Here is a 12,312-nt window from a genome sequence, read left to right as displayed (position 1 = left end):
AGAAGAGTGCTTCAGCCATACGAGCGCGCTTCTCCTGCACGGGGTGCCGCTCCGGGTTCCCGACGAGTTGCACGTGACCGCCCCCTCGCCGCTCAACCGATCGACGGGTCGCGGAGTCATCGGCCACCGCACCTCCGAGCGATTCGCCCCAGTGCGGAGTCCGAGCGGCCTCCCGTGCGTGCCCACTTCCCTCGCACTCCTGCAATCCGCCGCGACGCTCCCGTTTCTCGAACTCGTGGTCGCCCTCGACCACCTGCGCCGCCCTCGCCGGGTTTCCCACGGGGCTTCACTCCCCGAGTCGGAAGTCAACGCTCTTCTGCTGCGCAGTCGCACACGCGGCATCACGCGACTGCGCGACGCGTGGTCGGTGTCCCGGCATGGCGCGGAGTCCCGAATGGAGTCCCACCTGCACTACGTGCTCGCCTCGATGGGCCTTGACGACCTCGAGCTGCAAGCAGATCTCTACGATCGCTCAGGAACCTGGATCGGACGATTCGACCAGGTTGATCGAACGCGGATGCGAATCCTCGAGTACGACGGCGAGCAGCACCGCACAGACCGCCAGCAGTACCTCCGCGATCTGACTCGTCTCGACCGCGCTCGGGACCTCGGATACAGGATCCTCCGAGCGCACGCCGAGGACTTCCATCCGCTGCGTCTCCAAAAGACGGAGCAGCGGCTCAGCGCATTCCTCGGCCGCGCACCCCGACCGTTGCGCATCGGTCTTGCTCGAAGGTTCGCCGAACGATGAGGATCACCGCGCCTACGGCATCTCCGACGCGACCCCTCTTTTCAGAGAGAGCCCGCCGAGCCGTGTTAGTTCGCGGCCTTCGCCCGAGCCAGATCACCGAACACGTCGGTGTTGAAGCGGTAGGCGGTTCGCACCTCGGCCAGCACGCGATCGCGCTCCGCCTGATCGAGCGTCTCGCCCAGCGCATCGAGCTCAGCCCGGTACCGGTCCTTGAACTCAGCGAGATCACCGAGCGACGAGAAGTCGTAGAACGAGATGCCCGCGTGCTCGAAACCGAACTGCTTCCCCACGCGACGCGCGATCATCTGCCCGCCCGACAGATCGCCGAGGTAGCGCGTGTAATGGTGCGCGACGAGACCCGGAAGCCAGCCCTCGTCCGCGATCTCACGGATCCGGGCCGCGTACGCCGCCGTCGCGGGAGTCGGTTCGATCCGCTCCCGCCAATCATCGCCGACCAGGAACTCCAGATCCTCCTCGAGCGCGGCCATGCGCTCGAGGTCGTCCGAGTGGAATCCGGCGAAGCGGGCGTCCTGCTCGAACTTCGCCGCGCTCTCCTCGAGCGCTTCGTACATGAAGTAGTGCTGCACGGCGAGCGCGACATAGTCCTCGCGAGTCCCCCGGCCGCGCATGATGCCCTCCATGAACCCGGCGCCCTCGCTGTCGGAGTGATCCGACCAGGAACCGCTGCGGATCTCGACCGAGAACGCGACGGGACCCTCCTGCGCCGGGGCCGCGTGCGGGTTCGAACCGGCGTGAGCCGCCTCGCCGTGTCCGTGTCCGTGTCCGCCATGAGGATGAGCACCGCCATGGGCCGCGTGCTCCGAGCCGTGCGGGTGCGCCGCATTGCCCTGGCCGGGCAAGTGCTGGGGCGCCTCGTGCTCGGCGCGCGGTTCGACGCCCAGGCGCTTGCACGCCTCGCGGTAGAGCAGCACGACCTCGCGGCGGATCTGAGGCCGCTCGGTGATCCGACCAGCGGGCCAGGGAACGCAGAGCTCGTGCTCGCCCGCGGGATCCACCACGGTCCAGCAGCCGTGCTCCCCGGTCAGACCCGTCATCGTGCTCGCCGTCGCGTCGGGGTACCCGAAAGCACGCGCGATCAGCAGGTTGTCGTCGGTGTGGTCGCCGTTCATGTGGCCGATCACACCGGAAATGACGGTCTCGTCGAAATCACTCACTCCGACATCCTAACTAAGGCTTGCCTAACCCCGCACCTCGGCCCTGTTCCGTGCGCCCACCACCGGCCGGGCTCAGCGGCCTCCCGAGAACCAGGCAGTAGAATCGCGAATGTTCTATGCCTGCAAACAGATTGGCGGTCCGGTGATTTCGAAACTCGCTCGACGCTCCCGCATCGCTGTGATCGGTGCCGTCGCCGTCGCAGCTCTCGGCCTCACCGCGTGCACCGGCCAGGGCTCCTCGGGTGGCGCGGACCCGGTGAACACCATCGACAAGGGGCTCTCGGGCAACATCGAACAGGCTGTCCAGCAGGCGATGAAGCAGAGCGGCTCCACCGACGCCATCGTGGGCGTCTGGGGCGGCGACAAGAAGGGCGAGTACCTGCAGACCTTCGGCGCGGGCAAGCTCGCCGCCGACGCCGCGATCCGCGGCGGCCAGGCCACCCAGCCGGCGCTCTGCGCCCTCCTGCTCAGCCTCAACGCGGACGGCACCATCAAGCTCGACCGCGAGGTCTCGAAGGATCTGCCCCGCCAGAAGGGCCTGGAAGGCATCACCTACGAGCAGCTCTGCAACGGGACCTCGGGCCTCGCCGACTTCAAGACGGGCATCAGCGACATCTTCGCGAACAACCCGCTGCGTCCGTGGAGCGACCGGGAACTCCTGGCAAACGGCCTCGTGCGTTCACCGCTCCCCTGGCCCGGTCAGAACGTCTACATCTCCGACACCGACAGCCTCGTGCTGGCCCGCGCGTTCGAAGAGGTCACCGGCCAGTCCCTCGCAGACCTCCTCAAGAGTCGGGTCTACAGCAAGGCCTCGATGAGTTCGACCTTCTTCCCCGACTCGGGCAACCTGACGCTGCCCAGCGGCGGCATGACCGGGCTCACCTACCCCGCGGCGGGCGGCAAGCCCGTCTGCGAGGCGAAGCCCGCGGAGCTCAACAAGATCTCCACCAGCATGCTCAGCGCGGCCGGCGCCTCGGTCACGACCGTCTCGGACCTGAAGAACTTCTACACCGCCTACTTCTCCGGCACGTTCGGCACGAAGAAGGACCAGGAGCTCATCACCAAGACCCAGTCGACCCAGAACCCCGAGCGCGACAAGGACGGCAAGCCGACCAAGGAGGTCGCCGCGGACCCGAACGCGCAGCAGTACGGCTTCGGCGTCGAAAAGATGGGGCCCCTGCTCGGCCGCAGCGGTTCGATCACCGGTGCCATCACCGCCGCGTACCAGGATCCGTCCACGGGCTACACAGTGGTCGTCACGCTCAACAACTCGAGCGCGGGTGCCGGCTTCGCTCGCGCGCTGGCGTTCCAGATCGCGGCACTCTCGAAGGACGCGGGTGCAGGCCCGGACGTCCCCTGGAGCGCGGACGATCAGGCCAAGACCCTCGCAGGCGCCGCGATCTGCCAGTAGGACCGCCGCTGCCGGCAAGCCGCCACTCGGAGGCGGACCCGCTGGCCGGAGGCTCGACCGTCTGCCAGCGGGGTTCTGCTAGGCTGAAAAGAGTCGGGTCCGCCCGGCACTGGGGATGTAGTTCAATGGTAGAACTTCTGCTTCCCAAGCAGACAGCGCGAGTTCGATTCTCGTCATCCCCTCCGATACGAGAGCCCCGCCCCGGCGGGGCTCTCGTCGTTTCGAAGACCGCATCCGACTGCGGTTCTCCCCGCCGCACCCGGCCGCCGCACCCGGGGCTGTCGCTTCAGCTGCAGCATCCGAGGGACCACCGACGCTGAACCGGCGACGACCGCCGCAGCACGATCCCTCACTCCCCCGTCGCGACCGGCAGACCGGGCGTGTTCGACCACGCGCTCCACGACCCCGGGAACACGACGACCTCGCGCCCGATGAGCGCACCCGCGAGCGCCAACTGCGCCGCCGTCACACCCGAGCCGCAGTAGGCCGCGATCCGCGCCTCGCCCAGCGCTCCGTCCGCACCCGGCATGGCATCCGCACCAGCACCGGATCCCACCCCCGCCGCCGCGAACTCCGCCGCGATGCGCTCCGGCGAACGGAACCGTCCATCCTCCGTCAGCACCTCCGAGATCGGCAGATTGCGCGCCCCCGGAATGTGCCCCGCGATCGGATCGATCGGCTCGATCTCGCCCCGGAACCGCTCCGGCGCGCGAGCATCGAGCAGGATCCCGCCCCAATCCGCGACCTGCCCCGTCGTGAGCACCCCGACCGCGCCGGGCCGCGCGAGCACCACATCGCCCGGCTCGGGCACCACCTCGCCCGGATCCACCGCCCCACCGGCCGCGATCCACGCCGCGAGCCCTCCGTCGAGCAACCGCACGTCGCCGATCCCGGCCCGCCGCAGCGCCCACCAGGCGCGCGACGCCGGCAGCGACCGCGCATCGTCGTACACGACGACCGTCTGCCCGGCGTGGATCCCCCAGCCGCGCGCCGACGCCTCCAGCGCCGCGTCGTCGGGCAGCGGATGCCGCCCCTCCGACGGGGCGCCGTGCCCGGCGAGCTCGCCCTCGAGATCCGCGAATACGGCCCCCGGGATATGTCCGGCCAGGTACTGCTCGTGCCCGTCGGTGAAGCCCAGCCGGTAGCGGACGTCGAGCACGCGCGGCCGATCATCGGCTTCGAGCCAGGAGCGCAGTTCTTCGGCCGAGATGAGGATCGGTGCGGTCATGCGTCCATTCTGCTCCCGGACCGGCGGAACGGACGGGTCTTCCGGAGGAGATCCGGGTTCCGGAGGAGGAATCGGCGCCGATCGTCCTCCGGAACCCGAATCTCCTTCCGCAGAGCGCACCGGCGGCCAAACCGAGCCGGATACGCTGGATCCATGCGCATCGCCACCTGGAACGTCAATTCGATCCGCACCCGAGTCGGCCGGGTGGTGGACTGGCTCGTCCGCGAGGACATCGACGTGCTCGCGATGCAGGAGATCAAGTGCCGTCCCGACCAGTTCCCGGTCGAGGCGTTCGAGCAGGCCGGGTACCGGCTCGAGATCCACGGCCTGAACCAGTGGAACGGTGTCGCGTTCGCGAGCCGGCACGAGATGACCGACGTCGCGCGCGGTTTCGCCGATATGCCGGGCTTCGGCAAGCCGATCAAGGGTCAGGAGGACGTGCAGGGCGAAGGCCCGAACGGCCTCCCCCTCGAGGCGCGCGCCCTCGGCGTGACCGTCGGCGATCTGCGCCTGTGGAGCCTCTACGTGCCCAACGGCCGGGCGCTCGACGACCCGCACTACGCGTACAAGCTCGCCTGGCTGGAGGCGCTGCGCACCGACGCCGAGCAGTGGCTGGCCGAGAATCCCGAGCTGCCGCTCGCGCTCATGGGCGACTGGAACATCGCCCCGCTCGACGGCGATATGGGCGATCCCTCGTTCGCCGTCGGCCGCTCGACGCACGTCTCGCCCGACGAGCGATCGATGTTCGAGAGCTTCTCGCCGACCGTCACCGACGTGGTCCGCCCCACCGTGCCCGAGGGCTACACCTTCTGGGACTACAAGGCGGGCCGCTTCCCCAAGGACGAGGGCATGCGGATCGACTTCATCATGGCGTCCGAGGCGTTCGCCGGCGCGGTGACGGGCGCCTCGATCCACCGCCAGGAGCGCACGGGCGATGCACCGAGCGATCACGTCCCCGTCGTCGTCGACGTGGATCCGGGCCGCCTCGGCGAGTCCTACGAGGACGAGGACGACCTCGACCGACCCATGTGGTTCTGACCCGGGCGGATCCCCGATCGACGATCCGACGGGATCGCACCGCGCGGAAGCGGCGAACGACGCGAACGCAGCGAGGGCCGCGGACCTGATGGTCCGCGGCCCTCGCTGCGTTCGACGAGCGTTCAGCCCTTGAGCGCCTCGGCGAGCTTCACCCGGCTGCCGGTGCGCAGGACCGAGTTCTCGTAGATGCGGGCCGCCAGGCCGATGACCAGCGCGATGGTGACGATCTGGATCCCGATCGCGAGCAGCGGCTCCCACCACTCGGCGATGCCGAGGTAGAGGCGCATCGGCATGCCGACGGGCGCCGAGAACGGCACGTAGCTCATGATCCCGAGCACCTGGGGGTTGTCGTGGAACATGATGACGAGCACGTACGGGAGCATGACCAGGAACATCAGCGGGCTGGTGACCGAGCCGATGTCCTCCTGCCGCGACACGAGCGCGGCCGACGCCGCGTAGAGCGTCGCGAGCAGCACGAAGCCGAAAGCGAAGAGCGCGCCGAACCAGATGAGCGCCGTGCCGAGATCCCCGAAGAGCAGGTCCTGGCCGGTGGCGAGCATGCCGAGCGAGGCGAGCGCGATGATCGCGACGACCTGGGCGAGCGCCAGGATGCTGTTGCCGATGATCTTGCCCGCGAGCAGCACGCGGGCGGACACGGTGGCCAGCAGGATCTCGACGATCCTCGTCTGCTTCTCCTCCACCACGCTCTGCGCGATGGTCGTGCCGAAGGTCACGGCGCTCATCATGAAGACGATGCCGAAGCCGATCGCGATGAACATCGCGAGGATCGAGTTCTTCTCGAGCGGTTCGAGCAGTTTCACCTCGGGCTGCACCGAGAGCAGCTGCACGACGGACGCGGGCGCCGAGTCCTTCGCGAGCACGGTCACACCGCCCGCACCGGATCCGCCGGGGACGATCGCCGCGTCGACGTCGCCCGAGCGCACGAGCTTCTCGGCGGCGGGCTGATCCGCGACCTTCTGCACGTCGAAGCCGGGCGCCTGCTCGAGCACGGCCCCGGCGGTGCCGACGACCGCGACCTTGGTATCGCCGCCGAGCTTCGAGGCGAAGCCGCCGAACAGCACCGAGGCGAGCACCAGGAGCAGCAGGATCCCCGTCGAGATGAGGAACGCCTTGCTGCGCACCCGCGTGGTGATCTCGCGCTCGGCGACGAGCCAGGCGAGGCCGGCCGCGCTGGTCGGCGTCGCGGCGGAAGCCGGGCCGGCGAGGGGAGCGTTGGCAGTCATCGGATGACCTCCCGGAAGATCTGGGCGAGGGACGGGGTGACGGGTGCGAACCGGGCCACGGATCCGCGCGAGACGGCGGTGGCCAGCACCGCCTGAGCGGCGTCTTCGGGGGCGTCGAACCGGGCGAAGCGGCCATCGAGGTGGGTGACCTCGACCCCGGGCTGCTCGCGCACCCAGCCGGCGTCCGCGGTGTCGCCCGAGAGCTCCAGCTCGAACGTCGAACCCGAGTGCTCGGCGCGGAGCGCCTCGCGGGAACCCGCGGCGCGGATCGAGCCGTCGGCGATCACGACGACGTCGTCGCAGAGCCGCTCGACGATGTCGAGCTGGTGCGAGGAGAACAGCACGGGCGCGCCCTGGGCCGCGAAGTCGCGGAGCACGCCGAGCACGACCTCGACCGCGATCGGGTCGAGGCCCGAGAACGGCTCGTCGAGCACGAGGGCGATGGGATCGTGCACGAGGGCCGCGGCGATCTGGGCCCGCTGCTGGTTGCCGAGCGAGAGGCTCTCGAGCGTGTCGTTCGCGCGCTCCTCGATGCCGAGCCGCTCGATGAGCCCCTCGGCGGAGCGCTTCGCCGCGGCCGAGCCCATGCCGTGCAGGCGCGCCAGGTAGACGAGCTGCTCGAGCACCTTCATCTTGGGGTACAGGCCGCGCTCCTCGGGCATGTAGCCGAAGCGGGAGCGATCCCGCTGCGTGATCTCGGCGCCGTCGAATTCGACGCGCCCCGAATCCGCGGCGAGCACGCCCAGGATGATGCGCATGGTCGTGGTCTTGCCGGCGCCGTTGCCGCCGACGAAGCCGGTCATCCGGCCCGCCGCGACGTCGAACGCGACGTCGCGCAGCACCCGGCGGTCGCCGAAGCTGCGCGAGATCGAGTGGAGGCTGATCATGGGTTCTCCCTTCCGACTCCTACGCTAGGGATCCCCCGGGGGCCCGCGCCTCCCCCGCCGGGCTGATCCGGATCCGCCGCCCGGTGGATCCTCGATGTCGGTGCGGCCCGGTAGCTTGGGATCCATGCCGATCTCGCTGCCCCGCACCTACTCGAGCTGGGTCCGCCCCGCTCCGAGCCGATCCGGGCTGCGCGCCGATGTCGCGTTCGCGGCGCTGATCGCGGTGGGCGCGGTGCTGAGCGCGCTGCTCTACGAGCGCATCGGCATCTACAAGGAGGTCGCCGACCCGTGGGTCTGGGTGCTCGGCCTCGGGCTCTGCACCCTGCCGCTCGCCGTGCGACGACGCTACCCCGAAGCGGTGCTGCTGCTCGTCGCCGTCGGCTTCTTCGTCTGCGGCCAGTTCGGTGTCCCCGAGATCCTCTTCGTCAACATCGGGCTCTTCTGCGCCTACTACACGGTCGGCGCGTGGAGCCGCAATCGCACGCTCGCCTTCTGGCTCCGGCTGGGCGTCTCGCTCGCGATGTTCGCGTGGCTCATCATCTCGCTCGTCGTCACCACGGGCGATCCCGACGCCTTCCCCGCATATTCGCGCATCGGCGTCTTCTCGCAGCTCGCAGCGTTCGTCGCCGTGCAGATCCTCACCAACATGCTCTATTTCGCGGGCGCCGCCTACTTCGGCCAGCACGCCTGGCGCGCGGCCCGACTCGCCGCTCAGCTCGACGCGCAGGGGCGGGAGCTCGATCAGGAGCGGCGCACCAGTGCGGCGCAGGCCGTCGCGCTCGACCGGCTCGGCGTCGCACGAGAGCTCCACGACGTGGTCGCGCACCACGTCTCGGTCATGGGGATCCAGGCCGCGGCGGCCCGGCGCAGCCTCGACCGGGATCCGGCGCTCGCCTCGGAGGCGCTCGCGGTCGTGGAAGAGAGCGCGCACACCGCCGTCACCGAGCTGCGCGGCCTCGTGCGCACGCTGCGTTCACCGGACGAGGACGACGCCGCATCGACCGTCGGCGTCGCCCAGTTCGCCGAGCTCGTCGAAGAGTCGCGCAGGTCGAGCACTCCGACCGAGCTGATCGTGGTCGGCGAACCCCGCCCGCTGCCCATGCTCGTCGACGTCGCGCTCTACCGGGTCGTGCAGGAGGCCCTGACCAACGTGCGCAAGCACGCGGGAGCGGGCGCCGGCTGCACGGTGCGGCTGCGATTCGCCGGCGACTCCGTCGAGGTCGAGGTGACCGACGACGGGATCCGGCAGACCCTGCCCGGTTCCCGAGCCACCGGTTCCCAGCTCGGCCTCCGGGGCATGCGCGAGCGGATCGGCGCCGTGGGCGGCACCCTGCAGTCCGGGCGGCGCGAACAGGGCGGCTTCCTGGTGCGCGCCCGGGTGCCGCTGGCGACCGCGACGGAGGTCGACGCATGATCCGAGTGCTGCTCGTGGACGACCAGGCCCTGGTGCGCTCGGGCTTCCGCATCATCCTGTCCGTCGAATCCGACATCGAGGTGGTCGGCGAAGCCGCCGACGGTCTCGAAGCCGTCGCGCTGGCCGCCGAGCTGCGCCCCGACGTGATCTGCATGGACGTCGAGATGCCGAACCTCGACGGTATCGCCGCGACGCGGCGGATCCTGGCACCGGGCACGGCCGGGTCCGAGCCGCCCGCGGTCCTCGTGCTCACGACCTTCGGCCACGAGGAATACCTGTTCGACGCCCTCGCCGCGGGCGTCAGCGGATTCCTGCTCAAGACCGCGCGCGCCGAGCAGTTCGTCGACGCCGTGCGCACCCTCGCCGCCGGGCACGCACTGCTCGGCCCCGACGTGACCCGCGCGGTCATGAGCCGCGCCGCGGGAGGCTCGGGCGGTTCCGGCGGGCCGGGCAGCTCCGGCGGCTCGGGCAGCACCGACCGCACCCTGCCGATCACGATCCCGCGCTCGGCCGCGAACGGCGGCTCCGGAGCAGGTGCTGGGGCTGGGGCTGGTGCTGGTGCTGGTGCTGGTGCTGGTGCGAGCGGATCGGGACACGACGATCGCACCATCGATCCCGCCGCGCTCGACCGCGTCGGGCTCACCGAACGGGAGCGCGAAGTGCTCGCCCTCATCGCTCTCGGCCGGTCGAATGCCGAGATCGCGGGCGAGCTGTTCCTCGGGGAGGCGACGATCAAGACGCACGTGTCGAAGATCCTGCAGAAGCTCGGGGCCCGGGATCGGATCCAGGCCGTCGTCTGGGCGCACACCCACGGCGGACGCTGAGACCGGTCGGTGCTCCGCCCTGCGGTCGGCGCTCGGCCCTGCGGTCGGCGCTCGAACCCGGCCCGCGTAACCGCGGGTCACCTTCGCCGGGGCACCTCCCGCGCGTGATTGGCTGGATCGGGAACGCACACCCGGGAGGTTTCCGTGACCGCAGCACCATCTCCAGCACCCGCGGCTTCCACCGCATTCTCCGACGCCCACGCCGCCTGGCACGCCGGAGTCGAAGCCGCGCGCACCGCGCCGTACGGGCCACTGAGCCCGACCGCGATGCACTGGCTCGCCGAGACGCCGGCCGAACTGCCCGGCCTCCCCGGCCGCTGGAGCGCCGACCGGCACGGCCTCGTCACCGTCGTGCTCGACCCGGCCGACACGGTCACCCGCGACGGCGAACCGGTGTCGGGCACGATCGAGCTCGGCCCGCTGACGGGGATCGCGGGAACCTCGCTGACGTGGGGCGAGATCCTGCTCGACATCGCGGCGCGCAGCGGCCGGATCGTGGTGCGCCCGCGCGATCCCGAGTCGCCCGACCGCCGCGACTACGCCGGCACCGGAGTGTTCCCGCCCGACGAACGCTGGCGCATCACTGCCCGCTTCGTGCCGGCCGTGCGCGACGGGGTCGCGGTCGCATCGGCCGCAGGGCCGGACGCTCTGCAGCACTACGATTCCCCCGGCACCGCGGAGTTCGAGATCGACGGCCGGCCGTTCGCGCTGACCCTGTTCGGTTCGGCGGAACGCGGCGACCTCCGCGCGATCTACGCCGACGAGAGCGGCACCGACCTCAGCTTCCCCTCCGCCCGCTTCGTCGGTGTCGAAGCACTCGACCCCGAGACCGTCGTCATCGACTTCACCCGCTCCACCAACCCGCCCTGCGCGTACTCGGAGAGCGCGACCTGCCCGTTCCCGCCGCCCGAGAACCGCTTGCCCGTGCGGATCGAAGCCGGCGAGCTGCGACCCGGGGTGCGGTTGTAGTTGGAGCTGTCGTTGGAGCTGGAGCTGCCTCTGCCTTGACCGGGCGCTTTCCCACCCTTTCTGGCCGTTCTCCCTGCTTCCCATGTCCTGCTTCCCATGCCCCGCTTCCTGCATGCGAAGGTGATTCGGGTTCAGAAGGACGGAACCGCTCGGATTCGTCCTTCTGAACCCGGCTCTCCTTCTGGCCCCGTCTTCGCGAGCTCCCGTCCGTTTGCCGCCTCAGCTCCGACAGGCATCGCGGCGCGGGCGGCAATGGCCACCGCCTCGCCCGGCGCGGCCCGAGGTTCCAGCCTCGTCAACGGGCCCGCGCCAAGTGCCGACCGCGTGCGATCGCACCGATGATGAGCGCATGCACCTCCTCCCATCGGTAGACGACCTGCTCGTAGCTGACCCGGATGACCTCGTAGCCGTGATGCAGCAGCACCGCGTCGTGGGCGTTGTCCCGGTCCCGCTGCGCACCGACGTGGGTGCGACCATCGATCTGCACGACGAGCCGCTCGCCGAACAGGAGGTCGACGCGACGCCCGAAGAGCGGGACCTGGACTCGCACCGGGATCCCCAACCAGGAGTACCGGTCTCTGACGATCGTCTCCAGACCGGAGTCCGCGAACGGGGTGCAGTCCGCGAGGAGCGCACGAGCACGAGTACCGAGCGGGAGCTGTTCGAGCGACAGCGCGTCGACGAGCTTCCGGTTGAGCGCCGATTCCCACATGACCAGGGCGTCCTCGCGCGGCTGGCACACGGCGACCAGCGCCAGCACGTTCTCGATCGGGTCTTCGAGCCGCCCCGGCTCGCGAGGCACGAGTGGTTTCGCCCAGTGCACCGTGCACCGGGGCAGCACGACCCTCGTGTGCGGGTGGCGAGCGGCCACATGATGCTCCGAAGCTCGTTTCGGGACCCACAGGCCGATCCGATCGGCCTGCGTGACGCAACTGAGCAGCACCCCGTGAGTCGCCGCACCGACCAGGTCGGAATCTGCGCCCGGCAGCGCCAGCCACCCTCGTTGTGGGCGGAGAACACGACCGTCGGAGACGGCCCGCGCGATCCGATACGCCGAGTGCCCGTGTTCGATGACCTCGCTCGAACGGATCACTCCGCCGCGCCGGGCGATGAGGGTGACGATGTCCATGCTCGAGTGTCCCGGCTCCAGGCCCCGAGGACCACTGGAGCACCGGCTCTGTGGACAGGAATCGTCGGGCTCGGGCTCATACGCCCCGTGTGGGCGGCGATCGAGGGTGGCCGCGGAGTCGAGCTCAGACTGAGTTTCGTGCTCAGACTGAGAAACCAATCCGGATCCTCAGTCTGAGCACGAAGCTCGGTCTGGGCACAAGAACCTCGGGGCAGGGGCAGAGGGCAGGGCAGGGCAGGGCA

Annotated in this window: 11 protein-coding genes and 1 tRNA gene; 7 read left to right on the top strand and 5 right to left on the bottom strand. The window is 70.1% G+C overall.

Annotation, left to right across the window (positions count from 1 at the left end; translation table 11 throughout):
* Nucleotides 1-178: 178 nt before the first annotated feature.
* The gene (locus tag XM48_RS17890; protein WP_156174994.1) at nt 179-751 is read left to right on the top strand and encodes a hypothetical protein; all 573 of its coding nucleotides are present in this window, start codon (nt 179-181) and stop codon (nt 749-751) included.
* A gap of 65 nt (nt 752-816) precedes the next feature.
* Here XM48_RS17890 and XM48_RS18600 read toward each other — a convergent pair whose 3' ends face one another.
* Nucleotides 817-1,926, bottom strand: a complete 1,110-nt coding sequence (locus XM48_RS18600) for a biliverdin-producing heme oxygenase (protein ID WP_255350853.1) — start codon at nt 1,924-1,926, stop codon at nt 817-819.
* 142 nt (nt 1,927-2,068) lie between these two features.
* Between XM48_RS18600 and XM48_RS09200 the strand changes: the two genes are divergently transcribed.
* Complete coding sequence (locus tag XM48_RS09200; protein WP_046455557.1) at nt 2,069-3,337, top strand: serine hydrolase; 1,269 nt, start codon at nt 2,069-2,071, stop codon at nt 3,335-3,337.
* 111 nt (nt 3,338-3,448) lie between these two features.
* Nucleotides 3,449-3,519 (top strand) — tRNA-Gly (locus tag XM48_RS09195).
* A 167-nt stretch (nt 3,520-3,686) separates the two neighbouring features.
* Here XM48_RS09195 and XM48_RS09190 read toward each other — a convergent pair.
* Nucleotides 3,687-4,565: a sulfurtransferase gene (locus tag XM48_RS09190; protein ID WP_046455518.1), complete on the bottom strand. Its 879-nt coding sequence runs from the start codon at nt 4,563-4,565 to the stop codon at nt 3,687-3,689.
* Nucleotides 4,566-4,718: 153 nt separating this feature from the next.
* Between XM48_RS09190 and XM48_RS09185 the strand changes: the two genes are divergently transcribed.
* A complete protein-coding gene (locus tag XM48_RS09185; RefSeq protein WP_046455517.1) occupies nt 4,719-5,603 on the top strand; it encodes an exodeoxyribonuclease III in 885 nt (294 codons plus the stop codon).
* Between the two features lie 122 nt (nt 5,604-5,725).
* On the opposite strand, the gene XM48_RS09180 is transcribed toward XM48_RS09185, so the two are convergent.
* Together XM48_RS09180 and XM48_RS09175 are read right to left on the bottom strand one after the other, a co-directional pair.
* A complete protein-coding gene (locus XM48_RS09180) occupies nt 5,726-6,847 on the bottom strand; it encodes an ABC transporter permease (RefSeq protein ID WP_046455516.1) in 1,122 nt (373 codons plus the stop codon).
* Nucleotides 6,844-7,734: an ABC transporter ATP-binding protein gene (locus tag XM48_RS09175; RefSeq protein WP_046455515.1), complete on the bottom strand. Its 891-nt coding sequence runs from the start codon at nt 7,732-7,734 to the stop codon at nt 6,844-6,846. The genes XM48_RS09180 and XM48_RS09175 overlap by 4 nt, the downstream gene beginning before the upstream one ends.
* Before the next feature lie 124 nt (nt 7,735-7,858).
* Between XM48_RS09175 and XM48_RS09170 the strand changes: the two genes are divergently transcribed.
* The 3 genes from XM48_RS09170 (at nt 7,859) to XM48_RS09160 (ending at nt 10,941) form a co-directional block, all read left to right on the top strand.
* The gene (locus XM48_RS09170) at nt 7,859-9,148 is read left to right on the top strand and encodes a sensor histidine kinase (protein ID WP_046455514.1); all 1,290 of its coding nucleotides are present in this window, start codon (nt 7,859-7,861) and stop codon (nt 9,146-9,148) included.
* Nucleotides 9,145-9,972: a response regulator transcription factor gene (locus XM48_RS09165; protein ID WP_046455513.1), complete on the top strand. Its 828-nt coding sequence runs from the start codon at nt 9,145-9,147 to the stop codon at nt 9,970-9,972. The genes XM48_RS09170 and XM48_RS09165 overlap by 4 nt, the downstream gene beginning before the upstream one ends.
* 144 nt (nt 9,973-10,116) lie before the next feature.
* Nucleotides 10,117-10,941, top strand: a complete 825-nt coding sequence (locus XM48_RS09160) for a DUF1684 domain-containing protein (protein ID WP_046455512.1) — start codon at nt 10,117-10,119, stop codon at nt 10,939-10,941.
* 295 nt (nt 10,942-11,236) lie between these two features.
* Here XM48_RS09160 and XM48_RS09155 read toward each other — a convergent pair whose 3' ends face one another.
* The gene (locus tag XM48_RS09155) at nt 11,237-12,070 is read right to left on the bottom strand and encodes a DUF559 domain-containing protein (RefSeq protein ID WP_046455511.1); all 834 of its coding nucleotides are present in this window, start codon (nt 12,068-12,070) and stop codon (nt 11,237-11,239) included.
* Nucleotides 12,071-12,312 lie beyond the last annotated feature (242 nt).

The organism is Leucobacter sp. Ag1 (genome assembly GCF_000980875.1).
GTDB lineage: Bacteria > Actinomycetota > Actinomycetes > Actinomycetales > Microbacteriaceae > Leucobacter > Leucobacter iarius.
The sequence above is the reverse complement of the archived record's forward strand: the minus strand, read 5'-3'. Positions and strand labels throughout refer to the sequence as shown.